Genomic DNA, 24,872 nt, shown 5'->3' with positions numbered 1-24,872 from the left:
TGCAGCAATGAAGATAGCTGGGGCTGCTTCGCAGCCCTTTCGCGACACAAGGCCGCTCCTACAGGGACCGTGTCGCTCTTGAGAGAGGTTGAATCATGCACCAATGGATCAACGCCCTCGCCGACCACCAGTCCCGCGGCGAAGCCTGCGTGCTGGTGACCATCATCGAGGAGCGCGGTTCGACCCCGCGCAACGCTGGCTCGAAGATGGTCGTCAGCGCCACCGGCCTGTTCGACACCATCGGCGGCGGCCACCTGGAATACAAGGCCCTGCACATCGCCCGGCGGATGCTCGAGGAACACCGCAACACCCCGCACCTGGAGCGTTTCAGTCTCGGTGCCAGCCTCGGTCAGTGCTGCGGCGGCGCCACCGTACTGCTGTTCGAGCCGATGGCTGCGGTGCAGGCGCACATCGCCGTGTTCGGTGCGGGCCATGTCGGCCGGGCTCTGGTACCCTTGCTCGCCGCGTTGCCCTGCCGGGTGCGCTGGATCGACTCGCGTGAACAAGAATTCCCCGAACACATCCCCAACGGGGTGAGCAAGGTCGTCAGTGAGGAGCCGGTCGACGAAATCGCGGACCTGCCGCCAGGCAGCTACTGCATCGTCATGACCCACAACCACCAGCTCGACCTGGAACTGACCGCCGCCATTCTCAAGCGCAACGATTTCACCTGGTTCGGCCTGATCGGCTCGAAGACCAAACGGGTCAAGTTCGAGCACCGCCTGCGCGAGCGCGGCTACGACGATGCCGTGCTGGCGCGCATGCGCTGCCCGATGGGCCTGCCCGAGGTCAAGGGCAAGCTACCGATCGAGATTGCCGTGTCCATCGCCGGCGAAATCATTGCCACCTACAACGCCTGCTTCGGCCAGCATGACGCTGCCGCCAACGCCGGCCCGATTGCCCAGTTGCTGCCGCCCTCCCGGCGCAGCCAAGCCATTTGACGAGTGTGTTATGACCGTTACCCGCAAAGCCTACCGTGCCTCCATTCTGCACAGCATCGCCGACCCGGCCGAAGTAGGCCTGGACGCTTCCCATGAGTACTTCGAGGACGGCCTGCTGGTGATCGACGATGGCCGCATCAGCGCCGTCGGCCCTGCCAGCGAACTGCTGCCGAAACTGGCGGCCGACATCGAGGTGGTGCATTACCAGGACGCGCTGATCACCCCTGGCTTCATCGATACCCACATCCACTTCCCGCAGACCGGCATGATCGGTTCCTACGGCGAACAACTGCTGGACTGGCTGAATACCTACACCTTCCCTTGCGAGAAACAGTTCGCCGACAAGGATCACGCCGACAAGGTGGCGAAGATCTTCCTCAAGGAACTGCTGCGCAACGGCACCACTACCGCCCTGGTGTTCGGCAGCGTGCACCCGCAGTCGGTCAATGCCCTGTTCGAAGAAGCCGAGCGCCTGGACCTGCGGATGATTGCCGGCAAGGTAATGATGGACCGCAACGCCCCGGACTACCTGACCGACACCGCCGAGTCCGGCTATACAGAGAGCAAGCAGTTGATCGAGCGCTGGCACGGCAAGGGTCGCCTGCACTATGCCGTGACCCCACGCTTCGCCCCGACCAGCACGCCGGAACAACTGGCCCTGGCCGGTCAGCTGCTGAAGGAATTCCCAGGGCTGTACATGCACACCCACCTGTCCGAGAATCTCAAGGAAATCGACTGGGTGAAAGAGCTGTTCCCCGAGCAGAAAGGCTACCTGGACGTTTACGACCACTTCGAGCTGCTTAGCGAGCGCTCGGTTTTCGCCCACGGCGTGCACCTGTGCGACAGCGAATGCCAGCGCCTGGCGGAAACCGGCTCGGCCGTGGCCTTCTGCCCGACCTCCAACCTGTTCCTCGGCAGCGGCCTGTTCAACCTGCCCCAGGCCGAACGCTTCGAGGTCAACGTGGGCTTGGGCACAGACGTCGGCGCCGGCACCAGCTTCTCGCTGCTCAACACCCTGAACGAGGCCTACAAGGTGATGCAGCTGCAAGGCGCGCGCCTGCACCCGTACAAGTCGCTGTACCTGGCTACCCTCGGCGGCGCTCGTGCACTGCGCCTGGACGACCGTATCGGCAGCCTGCGCCCGGGCAACGATGCCGACTTCGTGGTACTCGACTACAAGGCCACGCCGCTGCTGGACTACCGCATTCAGCAGTCCAGCAGCATCGAAGAAACCCTGTTCGTGCTAACCACCCTGGGTGACGACCGCACCGTGCGCGAAACCTACGCCGCGGGGCGTTGCGTGCACCAGCGCTAAGGCTCCTTCGTAAGGGCCCGGTACAGCGCGCCGCCGATCGCAGCCCCGATCAGCGGAGCCACCCAGAACAGCCACAGCTGCTGCACAGCCCAGCCACCGACGAACAAGGCCGGCCCCGTGCTACGCGCGGGGTTGACCGAGGTATTGGTCACCGGGATCGAGATCAGGTGGATCAGGGTCAGGGCCAGGCCGATGGCAATCGGCGCGAAGCCTGCCGGGGCACGGGCGTCGGTGGCGCCCATGATCACCACCAGGAACATGGCGGTCATCACCACTTCACTGATAAAGCCTGCGCCCAGGGTGTAACCGCCGGGCGAGTGGTCGGCGTAGCCGTTGGACGCCAAGCCCGAGGACAGCTCGAAACCGGCCTTGCCACTGGCGATGAGATAGATCACGCCAGCGGCCAGGATGGCGCCGATCACCTGGGCGATCACATAAGGCAACAGCTCTTTGGCCGGGAAGCGGCCACCGACCACCAGCCCGAACGACACGGCGGGGTTGAGATGACAGCCGGAGATATGACCAATAGCGAAGGCCATGGTCAGTACGGTAAGACCGAAGGCGAAGGCGACACCGAGCACACCGATGCCGACGGGAGAACTGGCTGCGAGTACGGCGCTGCCACAACCACCAAGAACCAACCAGAAGGTGCCGACCAGCTCGGCCCCCATCCGTGTACCCAGAGACATGGTCATCGACCTTTCCTCAAGTAGTGGAACGCAATGGATGCGCAAGCCCAACTGCTTGATGAAGGTTTGCTCACAAGAATTTAGCAGACGTTCGGCTAATGGCCAGTAACGACGAAGGGCTGCACATGCAGCCCTTCGGTCACATCAGGCAAACGATCAACCCTTGGCCGACACCTTGGGCTTTTTCAGCAGGTGCGAGAACACCGCATGCAGGTCGTCCGAGGCGCTCTCTTCGTCCAGGTTCAATTTACTGTCGATATGATCCATGTGGTGCATCATCAGGCTCACCGCCTGTTCGGCATCGCGCGCCTCGATGGCATCGATCAATTGCATGTGCTCGTCATACGAGCAGTGCGAGCGGGTGCCAGTTTCATATTGGGCAATGATCAGCGAAGTCTGCGACACCAGGCTGCGCTGGAAGCTGACCAGCGGGGCGTTGCCAGCCGCTTCGGCCAGCTTGAGGTGAAACTCGCCGGAAAGGCGGATACCGGCCCCACGGTCGCCCCGGGAGAAGCTGTCGCGCTCCTCGCGCACCATCTGGCGCAGTTCGTTGAGCTGCTCCAGCGTCGCGTGCTGCACCGCCAACTCGGTGATGGCGCGCTCGACCATGCGCCGCGAGAAGAATACCTGACGCGCCTCTTCCACCGTCGGGCTGGCCACCACGGCACCGCGGTTCGGCCGCAGCAGCACCACGCTTTCGTGGGCCAGGCGCGACAACGCGCGGCGAATGATGGTGCGGCTGACGCCAAAGATCTCGCCCAGCGCTTCCTCGCTCAACTTGGTGCCCGGCGCCAATCGCTGCTCGAGGATCGCCTCGAAGATGTGCGCGTAGACGATGTCGTCCTGGGTACCACTGCGGCCGGCCTTGCCAGTGCGCGCAGGTTTTTTCAGAGGTTGCAGCTGTTCGTTCATGGGCTCTCGAGGCACGAAGAGAAAGTATGGCGCCATTGTACACAGGCTGAGGCGATTCCGCAGGGGGCGTTTTACCTATATAGCCGTTATACGACGCATTGTGCACACAAAAAATAAAACATTATTTGCATTCTTTGTACACAAACGCATAATCCATCGAGCAACTTCTTGACCCGTTAGTCAACAAACGCGTCAGTCGTCTGCCTTCCCTCGCGGAGCCACCAAGTGCATCGCTCAGGACCCTGGCTCCAACAACAACAAGAAAGACTTGAGGAGTACTCGCTGTGGAAAGCCGCAAATCCGAAGCCCCTACGCTGGATCTCGCGCCACCGCTCGAAACGAGTTGGCTGGAACGGATTTTCAAACTCAAGCAACACGGCAGCACTGTCAGAACCGAACTGATCGCCGGGGTGACCACCTTCATCACCATGGCCTACATCATCTTCGTCAACCCGAACATCATGGCCGACGCCGGCATCGACCATGGTGCCGCCTTCGTCGCCACCTGCATCGCCGCCGCGCTGGGCTGCCTGTTAATGGGCCTGTACGCCAACTGGCCGGTGGGCCTGGCGCCAGGCATGGGGCTGAATGCCTTCTTTACCTACACCGTGGTCGGCACCATGGGCTACAACTGGGAAACGGCGCTGGGGGCGGTGTTCGTCTCGGGCGTGCTGTTCATGTTCCTGACCTTGTCACGCGTGCGCGAATGGCTGCTCAACAGCATCCCGGTGAGCTTGCGCCATGCCATGGGGGCCGGCGTCGGATTGTTCCTCGGACTGATCGGCCTGAAGACCGCCGGCATCATCGTCGACAGCCCGGCCACCCTGATCAAGCTGGGCTCGCTGCATGAGCCAGGGCCGCTGCTGGCGGCGCTGTGCTTCCTGCTGATCGCCATCCTCAGCTACAAGCGCGTGTTCGGCGCGATCCTGATCAGCATCATCGGTGTCACCCTGGCCGGCTGGGGTCTGGGCCTGGTCAAGTTCGGCGGGGTGATGTCGATGCCACCGAGCCTGGCACCGACCTGGATGGCCATGGATGTGGCCGGCGTGTTCAACGTCAGCATGATCAGCGTGGTGCTGGCATTCCTGTTCGTGCACATGTTCGACACTGCCGGCACGCTGATGGGCGTGGCGCAGCGGGCCAATCTGGTGGCGCCTGATGGCCGCATCGAGAACCTGTCGCGGGCGTTGAAGGCGGACAGTGCTTCAAGTGTGTTCGGTGCCGTGGTGGGCGTACCACCGGTAACCAGCTATGTGGAAAGTGCTGCCGGCGTGGCCGCAGGTGGCCGGACTGGCCTGACTGCAGTGGTGGTGGGCATTTTGTTCGTCGCCGCGATGTTCTTCGCGCCATTGGCTGGAATGATCCCGGCTTACGCAACTGCCGGTGCGCTGATCTATGTGGCAATGCTGATGATGGGCAGCATGGCGCACATTCATTGGGATGAAGCGACTGACAGCATTCCGGCGATCGTCACGGTGATCATGATGCCGCTGACTTTCTCCGTCGCCGACGGTATTGCTCTGGGCTTCATCAGCTATGTGGCATTGAAGGCCGGGACCGGCAAGTACAAGGAGATCTCCGCCAGCCTGTGGGTGCTGTGTGCGATCTTCATTGCCAAGTTCGTGTTCCTCTGACCCTCACCGCACCAACCAAGGGCGCTTCGGCGCCCTTTCTTTATTTCTATAGCCTGTACCGACCCTTTCGCGGGACAGGCATTACAAAAACAGCAGACGAAAAAAAGCCCGCCAGTGTGGGAGCGGGCCAAAGGACCTACGAAGATTCTTCTAGCGACCAACTAGCTTCCGCGATAGGTCGAATAGCTGTACGGCGAGATCAGCAGCGGCACGTGGTAGTGCTCCTGCTTTTCATCGATGCCGAAGCGCAGCACGACAACATCCAAAAACGCCGTGTCCGGCAGCTGCACGCCGCGGGCACGGTAATAGGCGCCAGCGCTGAACTGCAGCTGGTAGACGCCGGTACGGTAATCGTCACCCTGCAGCAGCGGCGCGTCGACGCGGCCATCGCTGTTGGTCAGGGTAGTGTTCACCAGCTCCAGCTGCTGGCCTTCGACGCGGTACAGCTCGACCTTGATCGAGCTGCCTGGGCAGCCATGCGCGGCATCCAGTACGTGTGTGGTCAAACGTCCCATCTGCTTGTCGCCTCTTGTTCAATCTATGGGCAAAAATTACACAGCCAACGCCCCAGCTTAGGGCCTGCGATGTGCGGGAATGACGCCATTAAGACATTTCATCGCCAGATTGTACACAATTTTTTAATCCCTTCTGTCGCAGCCCCGATAAACCGGCCATCAGTCGCAAATACAGGCGCCGTGCAGAGCCTTACACCATTAGCTGACCAATCAGGCAGGTTTCTTGCAACGCATTCTCATGCGACAAAAGGGAAGAAATGCGGAAAAACAGGCTTACAAAAGATTTCAGAAGTTGTATACAATCAGCCCATCCGGTGGTGCGACATCCCGACGCGGCCCGCCCACCCCGCACCAACACACAAGAAGGAAGACTGCAGTGAGCGCTGACTACCCTCGCGACCTGATCGGTTACGGCAACAACCCTCCTCACCCGCAATGGCCGGGCAACGCTCGCATCGCGCTGTCTTTCGTCCTCAACTACGAGGAAGGCGGCGAACGCAACATCCTGCACGGTGACAAAGAGTCCGAAGCCTTCCTGTCCGAGATGGTAGCCGCCCAGCCTCTGCAGGGTGCGCGCAACATGAGCATGGAATCGCTGTACGAGTACGGCAGCCGCGCCGGTGTGTGGCGCCTGCTCAAGCTGTTCAAGGACAGCGGCGTTCCACTCACCATCTTCGCCGTTGCCATGGCCGCCCAGCGCCACCCCGATGTGATCCGCGCCATGGCCGAAGCCGGCCACGAGATCTGCAGCCACGGCTACCGCTGGATCGACTACCAGAACATGGACGAGGCCCAGGAGCGCGAGCACATACTCGAAGCCATCCGCATCCTCACTGAACTCACCGGCGAACGCCCAGTGGGCTGGTACACCGGCCGCACCGGCCCGAACACCCGCCGCCTGGTGATGGAGGAAGGTGGCTTCCTCTATGACAGCGACACCTATGACGACGACCTGCCCTACTGGGAACCGAACAACCCGACCGGCAAGCCGCACCTGGTGATCCCGTACACCCTGGACACCAACGACATGCGCTTCACCCAGGTGCAGGGTTTCAACTGCGGCGAGCAGTTCTTCCAGTACCTGAGAGACGCCTTCGACGTGCTCTATGCCGAAGGTGCCGAAGCGCCGAAAATGCTGTCCATCGGCCTGCACTGCCGCCTGGTCGGCCGCCCGGCGCGCCTGGCCGCGCTCAAGCGCTTCGTCGATTACGCCAAGAGCCACGACCAGGTCTGGTTCGCCCGTCGCGTGGACATCGCCCGCCACTGGCACGCCACCCACCCGTACAAGAAAGAGAACGCCTGATGACCGCCTTCAAGACCCTCAAGCCATCCGCCCTGGACCGTGACGCCTTCGTCAAGGTGTTCGCCGACATCTACGAGCACTCGCCGTGGGTCGCCGAAAAAGCCTACGACTTGGGCCAACTGGGCGAACTGGACGAGATCGAGGCGCTGCACCAGCGCATGAGCGACATCCTGCTCAGCGCCAATCACGCTGACCAACTCGCGCTGATCAACGCTCACCCGGACCTGGCCGGCAAGGCCGCCATCCAGGGCGAGCTGACCGAATCGAGCACCAACGAACAGGCCGGCGCCGGCATCCACGAGTGCACCGCCGACGAGTTCGCCCGGTTCACCGAACTGAACGACGCCTACAAGGCCAAGTTCCAGTTCCCGTTCATCATGGCGGTCAAGGGCAGCAACCGGCACCAGATCCTCGCCGCCTTCGAAAAACGCATCCACAACGATACCGATGCCGAATTCAAGGAAGCCCTGGCGCAGATCAATCTGATCGCCCTGTTCCGCCTGCTGCAGCTGTAAGCAACAGCCGAACCCTTATTTTAGAAAAACGAACAATAGAAGAGATAACCGCATGCGCACCCTGATGATCGAGCCCCTGACCAAAGAAGCCTTCGCCGAATTCGGAGACGTGATCGAAACCGATGGCAGCGACCACTTCATGATCAACAACGGCTCGACCATGCGTTTTCACAAGCTCGCCACGGTCGAGACCGCCGAGCCTGAAGACAAGGCGATCATCAGCATCTTCCGCGCCGACGCGCAGGACATGCCGCTGACCGTGCGCATGCTGGAGCGCCATCCGCTGGGCAGCCAGGCTTTCATCCCGCTGCTCGGCAACCCCTTTCTGATCGTGGTCGCGCCGGTTGGCGATGCACCTGTATCAGGCTTGGTCCGTGCCTTCCGTAGTAACGGCAGGCAGGGCGTTAATTACCATCGCGGCGTCTGGCACCACCCGGTGCTGACGATCGAAAAGCGGGATGACTTCCTGGTGGTTGATCGCAGTGGTTCTGGCAACAACTGCGATGAGCATTACTTCACCGAGGAACAGATGCTGATCCTCAATCCCCACCAATAAGAAAAGGTCGGTCATCGTTCACGGTGATCGGCAGAGGTACATACTGTGGAAGCACACCTTCACGAATGGCTGAACCTGAGCATTCGCTGGGTTCACATGATCACCGGTGTCGCCTGGATCGGTGCATCGTTCTACTTCGTCTGGCTGGAGAACCACCTGAACCGAAGCAACCCGCGCGATGGGTTGTCGGGTGATCTCTGGGCGATTCACGGCGGTGGTATCTACCACCTGGAGAAATACAAGCTCGCACCCCCGAAAATGCCCGAGAACCTGCACTGGTTCAAATGGGAAGCCTACTTCACCTGGATGTCCGGTATCGCCCTGCTGTGCGTAGTGTTCTACTGGAACCCGAGCCTGTACCTGCTGGCACCCGGCAGCACCCTGAGCGGTGCCGAAGGCGTGGCCATCGGTATCGGTTCGCTGGTCGCCGGCTGGTTCATCTACGACTTCCTGTGCGACTCGCCGCTGGGCAAGCACCCTGCCCTGCTCGGCGCCGTGCTGTTCGTCCTCATCATTGCCGCCTGCTTCGGCTTCAGCCTGGTGTTCAGCGGCCGTGGTGCGTACCTGCACACCGGTGCAATCATCGGCACCATCATGGTCGGTAACGTGTTCCGCATCATCATGCCGGCCCAGCGCCAGCTGGTGGCGGCGATCGAGAACAACCAGACCCCGGACCCGGTACTGCCGGCCAAGGGCCTGCTGCGCTCGCGTCACAACAACTACTTCACCCTGCCGGTGCTGTTCATCATGATCAGCAACCACTTCCCGAGCACCTACGGTAGCCAGTACAACTGGCTGATCCTGGCTGGCATCGCAGTAGCCGCGGTACTGATCCGCCACTACTTCAACACCCGCCACGACAGCAACAAGTACGCCTGGACCCTGCCGGTTGGCGCCCTGGCGATGATCTGCCTGGCCTACGTCACCGGCCCCAAGCCGATCGCCGTCAGCCCTGAGCAGGCCGCAGCGAAGGTCGAGTACCAGCCGCTGCCAGCCACTGCCGTCGGTGGCAAGACCGCTGCTGAACTGCGCGCCGAGGACGCCGCCAAGGCCGCCGAAGCCCCAGCCGCGCCAGCCGAGGCTCCGGCCCAAGCGACCGCACAGGCCGCCGGTGGCGACTTCGACAAGATCCACAAAGTCATCCAGGAACGCTGCAGCGTGTGCCACTCGTCGAAACCGACCAGCCCACTGTTCAGCGCAGCCCCTGCCGGCGTGATGTTCGACACCCCGCAGCAGATCCAGGCCCAGGCCGCACGCATTCAGGCGCAAGCGGTTGCCAGCCAGATCATGCCGCTGGGCAACATCACCCAGATGACCGCCGAAGAGCGCAAGCTCGTCGGTGACTGGATCGCCAAAGGCGCCCAGGTCAACTGATCCACCCTCTCCTGCCTGGGCGTCCGCGCGCCCGGGCGGGGGCGGCCTTGCGCCGCGAAGAGGCCGGCAACCCCGGCCTCGCCCTTATAGATTCATGCAACAAGCAAGCATCGAGCGTTCGACTGCATGCGGGAACCCCAGGCTGCCACCACCGGGCCTGCCGTATGCGACTGGCGCTTGGATCCGAGAATAAAAACAAAACTCGAGGTGCTGCATGTCCGAGTCACGCAAGGCGTACATTCCAGTTGCGCCGCCGCGACAGCCTCTGCCCCTGTTCCAACTGATCCTGGTTGGCCTGCAACATGTGTTGCTGATGTATGGAGGTGCGATCGCCGTCCCTCTGATCATCGGCCAGGCCGCTGGTTTGTCTCGTGAAGAAGTCGCTTTCCTGATCAACGCCGACCTGCTGGTCGCCGGTGTCGCCACCATCATCCAGTCGTTCGGTATCGGCCCGGTCGGGATCCGCATGCCAGTGATGATGGGTGCCAGCTTCGCTGCCGTCGGCAGCATGGTGGCCATGGCCGGCATGCCGGGCGTAGGCCTGCAGGGGATCTTTGGCGCGACCATCGCTGCCGGGTTCTTCGGCATGCTGATCGCGCCGTTCATGTCCAAGGTCGTTCGGTTCTTCCCGCCACTGGTCACCGGTACGGTGATCACCTCGATTGGCCTGTCGCTGTTCCCGGTGGCAGTCAACTGGGCCGGTGGCGGCCAGGACGCCGCGACCTTCGGTTCGCCGATCTACCTGCTGGTGGCGGGCCTGGTGCTGGCCGTCATCCTGTTGATCAACCGCTTCATGCGCGGTTTCTGGGTCAACGTGTCGGTGCTGGTGGGCATGGGCCTGGGCTACATCCTGGCCGGCTCCATCGGCATGGTCGACCTGTCGGGCCTGAGCGACACGCCGTGGCTGCAAGTGGTGACCCCACTGCACTTCGGTATGCCGACCTTCAGCCTGGCGCCGATCCTGTCGATGTGCCTGGTGGTGGTGATCATCTTCGTCGAGTCCACGGGCATGTTCCTCGCCCTGGGCAAGGTGACAGACCGTGAAGTGACACCAGGAATGCTGCGTCGCGGCCTGTTGTGCGATGCTGGCGCGTCGTTCATCGCCGGTTTCTTCAACACCTTCACCCACTCCTCGTTCGCCCAGAACATCGGCCTGGTGCAGATGACTGGCGTGCGTTGCCGCTACGTCACGATCACGGCAGGTGCACTGCTGATCGTGCTCAGCCTGCTGCCGAAGGCGGCCTACCTGATCGCCTCGATCCCGCCTGCGGTACTGGGCGGCGCGTCCATCGCCATGTTCGGCATGGTCACCGCCACCGGGATCAAGATCCTCCAGGAAGCCGACATCGGCGACCGTCGCAACCAGTTGCTGGTTGCGGTGAGCGTCGGCTTTGGCCTGATCCCCGTGGTCAAGCCGGAGTTCTTCGCGCAGATGCCGCAGTGGATGGAACCCATCACCCACAGCGGGATCGCCATGGCCACGGTCAGTGCCCTGGTGCTCAACGTGCTGTTCAACATCCTCGGTGGTGCCGAGCGCGCCGTGCATAACGACGTCTGCCACGAGCATTGAGCCCTGAGCGGGGCGGCGCAGTTTGCCGCCCCTGCTCATTTCCTGCTGTAACCGCTTCACCGTCGACCCGCCGGAATGGGCCGCTCGGGGCGCCCGCGCGCCGAAAAAACCGCCAACAAAAACAATAAGTCCGGGAATAACAACATGAAGCGCATCGCATCAAGCCTGCTGCTGGGCAGCAGCCTGCTGGCCACCCTCCCCGCCCATGCAGGCGATTGGCTGCTGTGGCACGGCGAAAGCCTGACGTACTTGTACGGAAAGGATTTCAAGGTCAACCCCGATATCCAGCAGACCATTACCTTCGAACACGCCAACAAATGGAAGTACGGCGACACCTTCATGTTCGTCGACAAGATCTTCTACAACGGCAAGCCCGACGCCAGCAAAGGCGTGACCACCTACTACGGTGAGTTCAGCCCGCGCCTGTCGTTCGGCAAGATCTTCGACCAGAAGCTCGCCTTCGGCCCGATCAAGGACGTGCTGCTGGCCATGACCTACGAGCGTGGCGAAGGCGACAACGAGGCTTACCTGATCGGCCCTGGCTTCGACCTGGACATCCCCGGCTTCAACTACTTCACGCTGAACTTCTATGTGCGCAACACCGAAGGCAGCCGCCCAGGCGACAACGTCTGGCAGATCACCCCCGGCTGGTCCTACACCATTCCCGTGGGTCGCTCCGACATTCTCATCGATGGTTACATGGATTGGGTCACCGACAACGACCAGACCCGCCGTGGCACCTACCACGCCAACCTGCACTTCAACCCGCAGGTCAAGTACGACTTGGGCAAGGCGCTGAACATCGGGGCCAAGCAGCTCTACGTCGGCTTCGAGTACAGCTACTGGAAAGACAAGTACGGCATCGACAGCCGCGGCAATCTGGAGAGCAATCAGAGTGTCGCCAGCGCCCTGATCAAAGTACACTTCTGAAAATCTGACCAAACGCCCAAGTTTGAGTCGATGTGCTCCAGGACGGAGCACTTGAGGTGCGGCGCGCAAGCCAGTAATCTGCGCGCCCCCTCGATCAGGGCAGGAAGGATTCTGCCTGCGTTTACTGACCGCTCAGTCAATGAATTCGGGCGGTTGGCCAACGTGTTGCCAGCCTGAAAGACCCTTTTCATCCGTTCAGAACGAAGTCGAGCAGGAAGGTTTTGCCAACCCGGAAAAGTTGGCTCGACCCTTGCCAAACAGCTGTGGCCTATCGAAAAAAGCTGACTCAAAAGACAAGAAAGCGCCAACAACGAGCGCTGACAACAGATCAATCAAGGGAGCGACACTTGCAATGCGTACCATCAATAGCCTGATTCTCGCGGGCGGCCTGCTGGCCTGCGGCACCACTTTCGCCGGCGACCTGCTGCAGTGGCAGAACAACAGCCTGACCTACCTGTGGGGCAAGAACTTCAAGGTCAACCCCGATACCCAGCAGACCTTCACCTTCGAGCATGCCGATGGCTGGAAGTACGGCGACAACTTCTTCTTCGTCGACAAGATCTTCTACCAGGGCAAGAAGGACGCCAGTAACGGCCCCAACACCTACTACGGCGAGTTCAGTCCCCGCCTGTCGTTCGGCAAGATCTTCGACCAGAAGCTCGAGTTCGGCCCGGTCAAGGACGTGCTGCTGGCCGCGACCTACGAGTTTGGCGAGGGTGACGTCGAGTCGTACCTGATCGGCCCAGGCTTCGACCTGAACATCCCGGGCTTCGACTACTTCCAGCTGAATTTTTACAACCGCATTCCGGAAGGCAGCCGCGCAGGCAACAATGTCTGGCAGATCACCCCGGTCTGGTCCTACACCATTCCGGTCGGTGACTCCGATGTGCTGATCGACGGCTTCATGGACTGGGTGGTCGACAACGACGAGAACCGTCACGGCACCTACCACGCCAACCTGCACTTCAACCCACAGATCAAGTACGATCTGGGCAAGGCCCTGCACCTGGGCGAGAAGCAGTTGTATGTGGGTGTCGAATACGACTACTGGAAGGACAAGTACGGGATCAAGGACAGCGATGGCTTCACCACCGACCAGAACACCATGAGCTTGCTGGTGAAAGTGCACTTCTGATTGGCTGATATGTGCAAGCGCCGCCGTCTGGCGGCGTTTTCACAATCATGACTTGTAAGTTAACGCTTACAACTTTTTCAGACTTATCTTACTTAAAGACGAAGCTGCCTTATAAGTCAAAAATATGGCCGATGGCAGTGCCATGCCAAAAACCAGCAATATCAACTCCACTTCATGGTGCGGGATGACCCGAACGATATCCAGCACCAGCACCACCGCATTGATTGCCAATGCCAGGCCAAACATCGCACAGCACTTGTAAAGGGCCTGTGCGTCGGCGCTACGCAGCAGGAAGCCAAAGCCCAGAGCCCCCCAGGCCAACGCCGTGAGCAGGTAGAGCGCCAGGTGGTAGGCGTCGTAAGTCAGTACACCGAACATGTGGAACTCTCCTCGCGATCAAGTCTGAAGTGGCAAATTACGACTATAAAGCCGTGACCCACGTGCGCGCCGCAGATTTTTGACATTTTTTTTGCAACTTTTCGACTAGAATTGGGGCCCTCGCACAGCCAAGAAATAAAACAGGCCAACTTGATGCGTACTCCCCTCGCCGCGCCATGGCGCTATCTGCTGCTGCTTTGTTCAACCTGGTTCGGCATCTTCCTGCTGACTCGCCTCATATTGCTGGTTACTCATCTGGATGAGGTCAGCGGCAATTATTTTTCGATCTTCTTCGACGGTGCCCTCTACGACCTGAGCTTCCTGATCTACACCGCCCTGCCGCTAGGCGTGTACCTGTTCCTGTGCCCGAATGCCTTGTGGCGTTCGCGTGCTCACCGCTGGCTGCTCAGCGGCTTGTGGGTGGTCAGCCTGTTCGTGATGCTGTTCGTCGCCGTGGCCGAGTGGCTGTTCTGGGACGAGTTCGGCGTACGCTTCAACTTTATCGCTGTCGACTACCTGGTGTATTCCAAGGAAGTGCTGGATAACATCCGCGAGTCCTATCCACTGCCAGCACTGCTCAGCAGCATTGCGGTGGCCGCAGTCCTGCTCGCCCTGGTGCTGCGCAAGCCGCTGGCCCGGGCCCTCGCCGCTCCCGCCGTCACCTCGCGCCAGCGCTGGTCCGGGCTCGGCGTGCTGGCGGTGCTGGTCGGCCTGAACATCGTGGTGATCGACCAGCAGTTCCCGCGCGGCCTGGGCGGCAACGCCTACCAGCGCGAGCTGGCCAGCAACGGCCCATACCAGTTCTTCGCCGCCTTCCGTAACAACGAACTGGATTACACCCAGTTCTACGCCAGCCTCGGCGCCGGCGAAGTCGGCGCGCAGATGCACCAGGAGCTGGCCGAACCCAACGCCCGCTTCCAGGGTCAGGAACCACAGGACATCCGCCGCCACATCAGTGCCAGCGGTGAACAGCGCACCCCGAACATCATCCTGGTGACCATCGAGAGCTTCAGCGCCAAATACATGGGCAGCAACGGCGATGCGCGCAACCTCACACCAAACCTCGACGCCCTGCGCAGCGAGAGCCTGTACTTCAACAACTTCTACGCCACCGGCACCCGTACCGACCGCGGCCTGGAAGCCATCACCCTGTCGATCCCGCCCACCCCGGGCCGCTCGATCGTCAAGCGCATCGGCCGCGAAAGCGGCTACGCCAGCCTTGGCCAACAACTGACCGCCAAAGGCTACGACGCCGTCTTCGTCTACGGCGGGCGCGGCTACTTCGACAACATGAACGCGTTCTTCAGCGGCAATGGCTACCGCATCGTCGACCAGAGCAGCGTCGATGAAAGCGAAATCAGCTTCAAGAACGCCTGGGGCATGGCTGACGAGGACTTGTACCGGCAGACCCTCAAGCTGGCCGATGCCGATTACGCCCAGCAGAAGCCGTTCTTCCTGCAACTGATGACCACCTCGAACCACCGCCCTTACACCTACCCGGACGGCCGCATCGACATCCCGTCAGGCGACGGTCGCGAAGGCGCGGTGAAGTACACCGACCATGCCATCGCCCAGTTCCTCAAGGAAGCCAAGGGCAAGCCGTGGTTCGACAACACTCTGTTCGTCTTTGTCGCCGACCACACGGCCGGCAGCGCCGGGGTCGAAGACCTGCCGGTGAACAACTACCAGATCCCGCTGTGGATCTACGCACCGAAAATGATCGAGCCCCGCGAAGACAGCAAGCTGGCCAGCCAGATCGACCTGGCGCCTACCCTGCTGGGCCTGCTCAACTTCGACTACACCTCGACCTTCTTCGGCCGCGACCTGCGCAAGGAGGACGACCTGCCACCCCGCGTGCTAATCGGCAACTACCAGCACCTGGGGCTGTTCGATGGCAACAACCTGGCCATTCTCAGCCCACGTGGCGGCATGCGAGTGCATGAGGACGCCCTGGGCAAGAGCCATGAAACCACGGTCACCAGCGACAACCCGCTGATCCGCCGGGCGATTGCCTACTACCAGAGCGCGGCCTACGGCTTCAGCCAGGGCCTGCTGGCCTGGAAGCCCGAGGAGCACGGCGTCGCAGCCGGCAAGTGAACCCTCATGTGGCGGGCCGCAGCGCCCGCCACAGTTTCCCCGCAACAGCCACCACTGCCAGTACCACGGCCCCGGCCAGCACGCCGGCCACGCCATTGAGCAGGCCGCTGGTCAGCGCCCCACCGCGCCCTTCGCTGAACGCTTCTATCGCGTGATGCAGCGGCGCCACCCCATGTACCAGAATCCCGCCACCGACCAGGAACATCGCGGCGGTGCCGATCACCGACAGGCTCTTCATCATGTAGGGCGCGGCCCGCAGGATGCCGTTGCCGATCGAACGGGCCAGCGCTGAAGACTTCTGGGTCATCCACAGCCCCAGGTCGTCAAGCTTGACGATACCGCCCACCAGCCCATACACACCGATGGTCATGACCACTGCGATGCCCGACAGCACGATGATCTGCTGCGTCAGCGGCGAATCGGCGACGATGCCCAAGGTAATGGCGATGATTTCTGCAGAGAGAATGAAGTCGGTACGCACCGCGCCCTTGATCTTGGCTTTCTCGAACGCCACCAGGTCGACAGTGGCATCGGCCACGGCCTCCTTGCGTGCTTCGTGCTGCACCTCGTCCTCTTCCTTGCTGTGCAGGAACTTATGCGCCAGCTTCTCGAAGCCTTCGAAGCACAGGTAGGCGCCGCCAAGCATCAGCAGCGGCGTCACTGCCCAAGGGATGAACGCGCTGATCAACAGCGCCGCCGGCACCAGGATCGCCTTGTTAACCAGCGACCCCTTGGCCACCGCCCACACCACCGGGAGCTCGCGCTCGGCGCGCACCCCGGTGACCTGCTGGGCATTGAGCGCCAGGTCGTCACCCAGCACGCCCGCGGTCTTTTTCGCCGCGACCTTGGTCATCAGCGAAACATCGTCGAGCACCGTGGCGATGTCGTCGATCAGTACCAGTAGACTGCTTCCTGCCATGTTTGCCTGTATCCAAATGAGTCAGTGTGCCGGATTCTAGCCCAAAGCCGCTGCCTTGAGCGCCCGTCGGGCGCGGTGCTACCATGCCCGATCCCTCTTAGAGGTGGCCACAACCGAGGAAGATCCCTGACATGAGCACCATTCGCGAGCGCAACAAGGAACTGATCCTGCGCGCAGCCAGTGAAGAATTCGCCGACAAGGGCTTCGCCGCCACCAAGACCAGTGACATCGCCGCCAAGGCCGGGCTGCCCAAGCCGAACGTGTATTACTACTTCAAGTCCAAGGACAACCTCTACCGCGAGGTCCTGGAGAGCATAATCGCGCCGATCATGCAGGCATCGACGCCGTTCAATGCCGACGGTGATCCGAAAGAAGTGTTGAGTGCGTACATCCGTTCGAAGATCCGCATTTCGCGTGACCTGCCCCATGCCTCGAAGGTGTTCGCCAGCGAAATCATGCATGGCGCACCGCACCTGTCGCCGAACCAGGTGGAGCAGTTGAACGAGCAGGCCCGGCATAACATCGAGTGCATCCAGCGCTGGATCGACCGCGGGCAGATCGCCCATGTCGATGCCCACCACCTGATGTTCAGCATCTGGGCCGCGACCCAGACCTATGCCGATTTCGATTGGCAGATTTCCGCCGTGACCGGCAAGGCCAAGCTAGCCGACAGCGACTACGACGCTGCGGCCGACACCATCATTCGCATGGTGCTCAAGGGCTGTGAGCCTGAGGTGGCCTGACCCGTTACCGAAACGCATTCGCGGGCAAGCCGCTCCCACAGGATTACCTCAAGCCAAGACACTGTGAGGTTCCTGTGGGAGCGGGCTTGCCCGCGAATAGGCCAGAACAGGCAGTAAAGCGTTAAGCCGCTACACCGGCATCCGCCTTCAACCCCACCTCTTCGATCGCACTGATCGCACACTGCTCGTCGATATCCGACGTATCGCCGCTAATCCCTACCGCTCCCAGCACCTTTCCGTCCTGATCACGAATCAGCACCCCCCCCGGTGCCGGCACCACCGGCCGCTCGCCCAGGCCGTTCAACGCCGCGAAAAACGCCGGCCGCTGCTGCGCATCCAGCGCCAGCAGGCGCGAGCCCTTGCCCAGGGCAATAGCACCCCAGGCCTTGCCGGTGGCCACTTCCGGCCGAATCAGGCTGGCGCCGTCCTCGCGCTGCAAGGCCAGCACGTGCCCGCCGGCATCGAGCACGGCCACGGTCAGTGGCGCTGCGTTGATCTTGCGGCCCGCCGCCAACGCGGCGTTCACCAGGCTGACAGCGACTTTCAGGTTCAAAGCGTTCATGGAAAGGTCCTCTTCTTGTTGTGAGAAGCCCTGAGGGCAGGTGAAAAATCGATAAGCCAATAGAACACAACTAAATGTATTTTTGTATACAATAAATTGAAACGATCGTATGCGGGATCGCAAAGCGCCGTTTTCACGGGCGCTCGAACGAAAGCCACCTTGTCCGACGAAAACCCGTTGACCTGAGCGGCCAGCCATGAATACACTCTGGCACAAAGCAAGTTGTATACAATTACAAAATCGATGAGGCACAAACCATGAGCAAAATGAGAGCAATCGATGCAGCCGTTCTGGTCATGCGCCGTGAAGGTGTAGATACCGCGTTCGGCATCCCGGGGGCTGCCATCAACCCGTTGTACTCGGCCCTGAAGAAAGTCGGTGGCATCGATCACGTCCTCGCTCGTCACGTCGAAGGCGCCTCGCACATGGCCGAGGGCTACACCCGTGCCAACCCAGGCAACATTGGCGTGTGCATCGGCACCTCCGGCCCAGCCGGCACCGACATGGTCACCGGCCTGTACAGCGCCTCGGCCGACTCCATCCCGATCCTGTGCATCACCGGCCAGGCACCCCGTGCCCGCCTGCACAAGGAAGACTTCCAGGCTGTCGACATCACCAACATCGTCAAGCCGGTCACCAAGTGGGCCACCACCGTTCTGGAGCCAGGCCAGGTGCCTTACGCCTTCCAGAAGGCCTTCTATGAAATGCGCACCGGCCGCCCAGGCCCTGTGCTGATCGACCTGCCGTTCGACGTGCAGATGGCCGAAATCGAATTCGACATCGACGCCTACGAGCCATTGGCAATCAACAAGCCGTCCGCTACCCGCGTACAGGCCGAGAAAGCCCTGGCCCTGCTCAATGACGCCGAGCGCCCACTGCTGGTAGCCGGTGGCGGCATCATCAACGCCGACGCCAGCGACAAGCTGGTCGAGTTCGCCGAACTGACCGGCGTACCGGTAATCCCGACCCTGATGGGCTGGGGCACCATTCCGGACGACCACGCACAGATGGTCGGCATGGTCGGCCTGCAGACTTCGCACCGCTACGGCAATGCCACCCTGCTGAAATCCGACCTGGTGTTCGGTATCGGCAACCGCTGGGCCAACCGCCACACCGGTTCCGTCGACGTCTACACCGAAGGCCGCAAGTTCGTGCACGTGGACATCGAACCGACCCAGATCGGCCGTGTGTTCACCCCGGATCTGGGTATCGTTTCCGACGCCGGCAAGGCGCTGGATGTGTTCCTCGAAGTGGCCCGCGAGTGGAAAGCCGCTGGCAAGCTGAAGTGCCGCAAGGCCTGGCTGGAAGACTGCCAGCAGCGCAAGTCGAGCCTGCAGCGCAAGACCCACTTCGACAACGTGCCGGTCAAGCCGCAGCGCGTATACGAAGAGATGAACCAGGTGTTCGGCAAGGACACCTGCTACGTCAGCACCATCGGCCTGTCGCAGATCGCTGGCGCGCAGTTCCTGCACGTGTACAAGCCACGCCACTGGATCAACTGCGGCCAGGCCGGCCCGCTGGGCTGGACCATCCCTGCCGCGCTGGGTGTTGTCAAAGCCGATCCGAAGCGCAAGGTCGTCGCGCTGTCGGGTGACTACGACTTCCAGTTCATGATCGAAGAACTGGCCGTCGGCGCACAGTTCAACCTGCCGTACGTCCACGTGCTGGTGAACAACGCTTACCTGGGCCTCATCCGTCAGGCACAGCGTGGCTTCGACATGGATTACTGTGTACAACTGGCGTTCGAGAACATCAACTCGACCGACGCTGCCACCTATGGTGTCGACCACGTCGCCGTGGTCGAAGGCCTGGGCTGCAAGGCCATCCGTGTGTTCGAGCCGGCCGAGATCGCCCCTGCTCTGCTCAAGGCACAGAAGATGGCCGAAGAGTTCCGTGTGCCGGTTGTGGTCGAAGTGATCCTCGAGCGTGTGACCAACATTTCCATGGGCACCGAGATCAACGCGGTCAACGAGTTCGAAGACCTGGCCCTGGTCGGCAACGACGCGCCAACCGCCATCTCGCTGCTGGACTGATCGCCTGACGCCCCCAGGCTAGCCCTGGGGGCCTTCATCGCAAGGAGACAACCCATGCCTCGCTTCGCTGCCAACCTGTCCATGCTGTTCACCGAACAGGACTTCCTGGCCCGCTTCAAGGCTGCCGCCGACGCTGGCTTCAGCGGCGTCGAATACCTGTTCCCGTACGACTTCAGCGCTGCCGAAATCAAGCAGCAGCTGGACGCCCACGGCCTGACCCAGGTGCTGTTCAACCTGCCGGCAGGCGATTGGTCGAAAGGTGAGCGCGGTATCACCTGCCACCCTGACCGCGTCGAAGAATTCCGCGCCGGTGTCGACAAAGCCATCGAATACGCCAAGGTGCTGGGCAACACCCAGGTCAACGCCCTGGCCGGCATTCGCCCACAAGGTCTGCAGTGCGCCGACGTGCGCAAGACCTTCGTGGAGAACCTGCGCTACGCCGCCGACAAGCTCAAGGCCGCCGGGATCCGCCTGGTCATGGAAATGATCAACACCCGCGACATCCCGGGCTTCTACCTGAACACCACCAAACAGGCCCTGGAAATCCAGGCCGAAGTCGGCAGCGACAACCTGTTCCTGCAGTACGACATCTACCACATGCAGATCATGGAAGGTGACCTGGCTCGCACCATGGAAACCAACCTGAACCTGATCAACCACATCCAGCTGGCCGACAACCCGGGCCGCAACGAACCAGGCACTGGCGAGATCAACTACCGCTTCCTGTTCGAACACCTTGACCGCATCGGCTACAACGGCTGGGTGGGCGCGGAGTACAAGCCGCTGACCACCACCGAAGCGGGTCTGGGCTGGCTGAAAACGCACAACGCGATCTGAATCACTGCTCCCACTGGGAATGCGAACAAATATAAAGAGGTAATTTCTCATGGCTAAAATCGGTTTCCTCGGCACCGGCATCATGGGCAAGCCCATGGCGCAGAACCTGCAGAAAGCAGGTCACAGCATCTTCGTTTCCACCCACCACGACGCTGCCCCGGCCGACCTGATCGCCGCTGGCGCAGTGGCCCTGGCCAACCCGAAAGAAGTGGCCCAGGAAGCTGAATTCATCATCGTCATGGTGCCGGACACCCCACAGGTCGAAAGCGTCCTGTTCGGTGAAAACGGCGTCGCTGAAGGCGTGGGCCCGAACAAGGTGGTGATCGACATGAGCTCGATCTCCCCTACCGCCACCAAAGCCTTCGCCGAGAAGATCAAGGCCACCGGCGCCGCCTACCTGGACGCCCCGGTGTCCGGTGGTGAAGTCGGTGCCAAGGCCGCGACCCTGAGCATCATGGTCGGTGGCTGCCCGAAAGCCTTCGAACGCGCCCAGCCGCTGTTCGAAGCCATGGGCAAGAACATCACCCGCGTGGGTGGCAACGGCGACGGCCAGACCGCCAAGGTCGCCAACCAGATCATCGTCGCCCTGAACATCCAGGCTGTTGCCGAGGCCCTGCTGTTCGCCGCCAAGAACGGCGCCGACCCAGCCAAGGTCCGTGAAGCGCTGATGGGCGGCTTCGCTTCGTCGAAGATCCTCGAAGTGCACGCCGAGCGCATGATCAAAGGCACCTTCGACCCAGGCTTCCGCATCAACCTGCACCAGAAGGACCTCAACCTGGCCCTGCAAGGCGCCAAGGAACTGGGCATCAACCTGCCCAACACCTCCAATGCCCAGCAAGTGTTCAACACCTGCCAGGCCCTGGGCGGCGGCAACTGGGACCACTCGGCGCTGATCAAAGGCCTGGAGCACATGGCCAACTTCTCGATCCGCGACGACAAATGATTTGAATCCTGGGGCTGCTGCGCAGCCCTTTCGCGCCACAAGGCCGCTCCTACAGGAGATACGGTTTCTTGTAGGAGCGGCCTTGTGTCGCGAAAGGGGCGCAAAGCGCCCCCAAGATTCCAGATTCAACACCCCTTGACCTGCGACCACAGGCTCAGGGGTGACCCCGAGCAACACCCGCCCCTGGTTCGGCCTGCACGGAGGCAGTTCCAGGGGCGTTTTCGATTCTGCAGAACAACAATAAATGGGAGCCTGCCATGTCGGTCGATCCGCAAAAACTTCTCCGCGACCTGTTCGACACAGCCATCGCCGCCGCCCACCCGCGCCAAGTCCTCGAATCCTACCTGCCCGCCGACCGTAGCGGCCGGGTCATCGTCATCGGCGCCGGCAAGGCCGCAGCCGCCATGGCCGAAGTGGTCGAAAAAAGCTGGCAGGGCGAGGTCTCTGGCCTGGTCGTGACCCGCTACGGTCACGGCGCCAACTGCCAGAAGATCGAGGTGGTCGAAGCCGCTCACCCGGTCCCCGACGCCGCCGGCCTGGCCGTGGCCAAGCGCGTGCTGGAGCTGGTCAGCAACCTCAATGAAGAAGACCGCGTCATCTTCCTGCTGTCTGGCGGTGGGTCCGCCCTGCTGGCGTTGCCAGCCGAAGGCCTGACCCTGGCGGACAAGCAACAGATCAACAAGGCGCTGCTGAAATCCGGCGCCACCATCGGCGAGATGAACTGCGTGCGCAAGCACCTCTCGGCGATCAAGGGCGGCCGCCTGGCCAAGGCCTGCTGGCCAGCCACCGTCTACACCTATGCGATTTCCGACGTGCCTGGCGACCTGGCCACTGTCATCGCCTCCGGCCCGACCGTGGCCGACCCGAGCACTTCGGCCGATGCCCTGGCGATCCTCAAGCGCTATAACATAGAAGCGCCGAAAGCCGTCATCGACTGGCTCAACAACCCCGCTTCGGAAACCGTCAAGGCCGATGACCCGGCCCTGGCCCGCAGCCACTTCCAGCTGATCGCCAAGCCCCAGCAATCGCTCGAAGCCGCCGCGGTCAAAGCCCGCCAGGCCGGTTTCAGCCCGCTGATCCTCGGCGACCTGGAAGGCGAATCGCGCGAAGTGGCCAAGGTACACGCGGGCATTGCCCGGCAGATCGTGCTACACGGCCAGCCGCTGAAGGCGCCTTGCGTGATCCTCTCCGGCGGTGAAACCACCGTCACCGTGCGCGGCAACGGCCGTGGCGGGCGCAACGCCGAGTTCCTGCTCAGCCTCACCGAAAGCCTCAAGGGCCTGCCGGGCGTGTATGCCCTGGCCGGTGACACCGACGGCATCGACGGTTCGGAAGAAAACGCCGGCGCATACATGACCCCGAGCAGCTACGCCCGCGCCGAAGCCCTGGGCCTGTCGGCCAGCGACGAGCTGGACAACAACAACGGCTATGGCTACTTCGCCGCGCTCGATGCACTGATCGTCACCGAGCCGACCCGTACCAACGTCAACGACTTCCGCGCCATCCTGATCCTCGAGACTGCCCAATCATGACGCCTGATAAAAAAGTAAAGATCCTCGCCACCCTCGGCCCTGCGATCAAAGGCATCGACGACATCCGCCAGCTGGTCGAAGCCGGGGTGAACATCTTCCGCCTCAACTTCAGCCACGGTGAGCACGCCGACCACGCCCTGCGCTACCAGTGGATCCGCGAAGTCGAGCAGCAGCTGAACTACCCGCTGGGCATCCTCATGGACCTGCAAGGGCCGAAGCTGCGCGTCGGCCGCTTCGCTGAGGGCAAGGTCCAGCTGCAACGCGGCCAGGCCCTGCGCCTGGACCTGGACAAGACCCCGGGCGACAGCCGCCGGGTCAACCTGCCCCACCCGGAGATCATCGCGGCATTGGAGCCAGGCATGGACCTGCTGCTCGACGACGGCAAGCTGCGCCTGCGGGTAACCGCCAAGCACGATGACGCCATCGACACCGAAGTGCTGAACGGCGGAGAGCTGTCCGACCGCAAGGGCGTCAACGTGCCGCAAGCGGTGCTCGACCTCTCCCCGCTCACCGAGAAAGACCGCCGCGACCTGGCCTTCGGCCTGGAACTGGGCGTGGACTGGGTAGCCCTGTCGTTCGTGCAGCGCCCGGAAGACATCGTCGAAGCACGCCAGCTGATCGGCGACCGCGCCTATCTGATGGCCAAGATCGAGAAGCCCTCGGCAGTCGAACAACTGCAAGCCATAGCGGAACTGGCGGATGCGATCATGGTGGCCCGTGGCGACCTGGGCGTGGAAGTGCCGGCCGAAAGCGTGCCGCAGATCCAGAAGCGCATCATCGGCACCTGCCGCCAGCTGGGCAAGCCGGTCGTTGTAGCCACCCAGATGCTCGAGTCGATGCGCTTCTCGCCAGCGCCGACCCGCGCCGAAGTCACCGACGTGGCCAACGCCGTGGCCGAAGGCGCCGACGCGGTGATGCTGTCGGCCGAGACCGCTTCGGGGGACTACCCGCTGGAAGCCGTGCAGATGATGAGCAAGATCATCCGCCAGGTGGAGAACGGCCCGGACTACCAGGCCCAGCTCGACGTCGGCCGGCCGAAAGCCGAGGCCACCGTCTCGGACGCCATCAGCTGCGCGATCCGCCGTATCAGCGGCATCCTGCCGGTGGCGGTGCTGGTCAACTACAGCGAGTCGGGCGCATCGACCCTGCGTGCCGCGCGCGAGCGGCCACGGGCGCCGATCCTCAACCTGACGCCGAACCTGGCCACCGCCCGCCGCCTGAGCGTGGCCTGGGGTGTGCACTCGGTGGTCAATGATCGCCTGCGCCAGGTCGACGAGGTCGTGTCCACCGCCCTGGAGATCGCCCAGGCGCAAGGCATGGCCAGCCGTGGCGACACGCTGCTGATCACCGCCGGTGTGCCTTTCGGCAAGCCGGGTTCGACTAATACCTTGCGGATCGAGACCTTGGTCTGAAATCCCTGGGGGCGCGCTGCGCCCCTT

General features: G+C 62.1%; 23 protein-coding genes. 17 read left to right on the top strand and 6 right to left on the bottom strand.

Features of this window, described 5'->3' with window-relative positions:
• Positions 1–95 precede the first annotated feature (95 nt).
• Entirely contained in the window at positions 96–941 is an 846-nt protein-coding gene (gene xdhC, locus ACLEJU_RS16730; RefSeq protein ID WP_435425057.1) for a xanthine dehydrogenase accessory protein XdhC, read from the top strand.
• Positions 942–951: 10 nt separating this feature from the next.
• A complete protein-coding gene (gene guaD / locus ACLEJU_RS16725) occupies positions 952–2,256 on the top strand; it encodes a guanine deaminase (RefSeq protein ID WP_435425056.1) in 1,305 nt (434 codons plus the stop codon).
• Here the strand turns inward: guaD and aqpZ are convergent.
• Together aqpZ and ACLEJU_RS16715 are read right to left on the bottom strand one after the other, a co-directional pair.
• The gene (gene aqpZ / locus ACLEJU_RS16720) at positions 2,253–2,951 is read right to left on the bottom strand and encodes an aquaporin Z (protein WP_435425055.1); all 699 of its coding nucleotides are present in this window, start codon (positions 2,949–2,951) and stop codon (positions 2,253–2,255) included. The genes guaD and aqpZ overlap by 4 nt on opposite strands.
• A 150-nt stretch (positions 2,952–3,101) precedes the next feature.
• Positions 3,102–3,857, bottom strand: a complete 756-nt coding sequence (locus ACLEJU_RS16715; RefSeq protein WP_110636686.1) for a GntR family transcriptional regulator — start codon at positions 3,855–3,857, stop codon at positions 3,102–3,104.
• Between the two features lie 284 nt (positions 3,858–4,141).
• On the opposite strand from ACLEJU_RS16715, the gene ACLEJU_RS16710 reads away from it, so the two are divergent.
• Positions 4,142–5,491, top strand: a complete 1,350-nt coding sequence (locus tag ACLEJU_RS16710) for an NCS2 family permease (RefSeq protein ID WP_435425054.1) — start codon at positions 4,142–4,144, stop codon at positions 5,489–5,491.
• A 161-nt stretch (positions 5,492–5,652) separates the two neighbouring features.
• Here ACLEJU_RS16710 and uraH read toward each other — a convergent pair whose 3' ends face one another.
• Complete coding sequence (gene uraH / locus ACLEJU_RS16705) at positions 5,653–6,006, bottom strand: hydroxyisourate hydrolase (protein ID WP_435425053.1); 354 nt, start codon at positions 6,004–6,006, stop codon at positions 5,653–5,655.
• Between the two features lie 376 nt (positions 6,007–6,382).
• Between uraH and puuE the strand changes: the two genes are divergently transcribed.
• From puuE to ACLEJU_RS16670, 7 genes are all read left to right on the top strand, one after another.
• Entirely contained in the window at positions 6,383–7,309 is a 927-nt protein-coding gene (gene puuE, locus ACLEJU_RS16700) for an allantoinase PuuE (RefSeq protein WP_435425052.1), read from the top strand.
• Entirely contained in the window at positions 7,309–7,824 is a 516-nt protein-coding gene (uraD, locus tag ACLEJU_RS16695; RefSeq protein WP_435425051.1) for a 2-oxo-4-hydroxy-4-carboxy-5-ureidoimidazoline decarboxylase, read from the top strand. The genes puuE and uraD overlap by 1 nt, the downstream gene beginning before the upstream one ends.
• Before the next feature lie 52 nt (positions 7,825–7,876).
• Positions 7,877–8,380, top strand: coding sequence for an ureidoglycolate lyase (locus ACLEJU_RS16690; RefSeq protein WP_054884133.1), 504 nt, complete (start codon positions 7,877–7,879; stop codon positions 8,378–8,380).
• 45 nt (positions 8,381–8,425) lie between these two features.
• Positions 8,426–9,754, top strand: a complete 1,329-nt coding sequence (locus tag ACLEJU_RS16685) for a urate hydroxylase PuuD (protein WP_435425050.1) — start codon at positions 8,426–8,428, stop codon at positions 9,752–9,754.
• Positions 9,755–9,968: 214 nt separating this feature from the next.
• Positions 9,969–11,324, top strand: a complete 1,356-nt coding sequence (locus ACLEJU_RS16680; RefSeq protein ID WP_435425049.1) for a nucleobase:cation symporter-2 family protein — start codon at positions 9,969–9,971, stop codon at positions 11,322–11,324.
• A 144-nt stretch (positions 11,325–11,468) separates the two neighbouring features.
• Positions 11,469–12,254 (top strand): outer membrane protein OmpK, encoded by a 786-nt coding sequence (locus tag ACLEJU_RS16675; protein WP_159411453.1) that lies wholly within the window; start codon positions 11,469–11,471, stop codon positions 12,252–12,254.
• Between the two features lie 352 nt (positions 12,255–12,606).
• On the top strand, positions 12,607–13,389 hold the full coding sequence (locus tag ACLEJU_RS16670; RefSeq protein WP_435425048.1) for an outer membrane protein OmpK: 783 nt from the start codon (positions 12,607–12,609) through the stop codon (positions 13,387–13,389).
• Positions 13,390–13,455: 66 nt separating this feature from the next.
• Here ACLEJU_RS16670 and ACLEJU_RS16665 read toward each other — a convergent pair whose 3' ends face one another.
• Positions 13,456–13,767 carry a hypothetical protein gene (locus ACLEJU_RS16665; RefSeq protein WP_435425047.1) on the bottom strand — a complete coding sequence of 104 codons (312 nt, stop codon included), beginning with the start codon at positions 13,765–13,767 and terminating at the stop codon, positions 13,456–13,458.
• 153 nt (positions 13,768–13,920) lie between these two features.
• Between ACLEJU_RS16665 and ACLEJU_RS16660 the strand changes: the two genes are divergently transcribed.
• Complete coding sequence (locus ACLEJU_RS16660) at positions 13,921–15,864, top strand: LTA synthase family protein (RefSeq protein WP_435425046.1); 1,944 nt, start codon at positions 13,921–13,923, stop codon at positions 15,862–15,864.
• A 4-nt stretch (positions 15,865–15,868) separates the two neighbouring features.
• Here ACLEJU_RS16660 and ACLEJU_RS16655 read toward each other — a convergent pair whose 3' ends face one another.
• Positions 15,869–16,783: a DUF808 domain-containing protein gene (locus ACLEJU_RS16655; RefSeq protein ID WP_435425045.1), complete on the bottom strand. Its 915-nt coding sequence runs from the start codon at positions 16,781–16,783 to the stop codon at positions 15,869–15,871.
• A 131-nt stretch (positions 16,784–16,914) separates the two neighbouring features.
• Between ACLEJU_RS16655 and ACLEJU_RS16650 the strand changes: the two genes are divergently transcribed.
• Entirely contained in the window at positions 16,915–17,526 is a 612-nt protein-coding gene (locus tag ACLEJU_RS16650; RefSeq protein WP_103446543.1) for a TetR/AcrR family transcriptional regulator, read from the top strand.
• Between the two features lie 121 nt (positions 17,527–17,647).
• Here ACLEJU_RS16650 and ACLEJU_RS16645 read toward each other — a convergent pair whose 3' ends face one another.
• Positions 17,648–18,088 carry a GlcG/HbpS family heme-binding protein gene (locus tag ACLEJU_RS16645; RefSeq protein ID WP_060508244.1) on the bottom strand — a complete coding sequence of 147 codons (441 nt, stop codon included), beginning with the start codon at positions 18,086–18,088 and terminating at the stop codon, positions 17,648–17,650.
• Between the two features lie 257 nt (positions 18,089–18,345).
• Here ACLEJU_RS16645 and gcl point away from each other — a divergent pair, with 257 nt between their 5' ends.
• The 5 genes from gcl to pyk all read left to right on the top strand — a co-directional run bounded on the left by gcl (position 18,346) and on the right by pyk (position 24,845).
• On the top strand, positions 18,346–20,121 hold the full coding sequence (gene gcl / locus ACLEJU_RS16640; protein WP_159411457.1) for a glyoxylate carboligase: 1,776 nt from the start codon (positions 18,346–18,348) through the stop codon (positions 20,119–20,121).
• A gap of 54 nt (positions 20,122–20,175) precedes the next feature.
• Positions 20,176–20,958 carry a hydroxypyruvate isomerase gene (gene hyi / locus ACLEJU_RS16635; RefSeq protein ID WP_435425044.1) on the top strand — a complete coding sequence of 261 codons (783 nt, stop codon included), beginning with the start codon at positions 20,176–20,178 and terminating at the stop codon, positions 20,956–20,958.
• Between the two features lie 49 nt (positions 20,959–21,007).
• Entirely contained in the window at positions 21,008–21,901 is an 894-nt protein-coding gene (locus ACLEJU_RS16630; RefSeq protein WP_103446540.1) for a 2-hydroxy-3-oxopropionate reductase, read from the top strand.
• 257 nt (positions 21,902–22,158) lie between these two features.
• Complete coding sequence (locus tag ACLEJU_RS16625; RefSeq protein WP_435425043.1) at positions 22,159–23,433, top strand: glycerate kinase type-2 family protein; 1,275 nt, start codon at positions 22,159–22,161, stop codon at positions 23,431–23,433.
• Entirely contained in the window at positions 23,430–24,845 is a 1,416-nt protein-coding gene (pyk, locus tag ACLEJU_RS16620; protein WP_110636657.1) for a pyruvate kinase, read from the top strand. The genes ACLEJU_RS16625 and pyk overlap by 4 nt, the downstream gene beginning before the upstream one ends.
• The last annotated feature ends 27 nt before the right edge of the window (positions 24,846–24,872 follow it).

The sequence above is a fragment of the Pseudomonas sp. SMN11 genome (genome assembly GCF_052041945.1).
GTDB lineage: Bacteria > Pseudomonadota > Gammaproteobacteria > Pseudomonadales > Pseudomonadaceae > Aquipseudomonas.
This window is presented reverse-complemented; position numbering and strand designations above follow the sequence as displayed.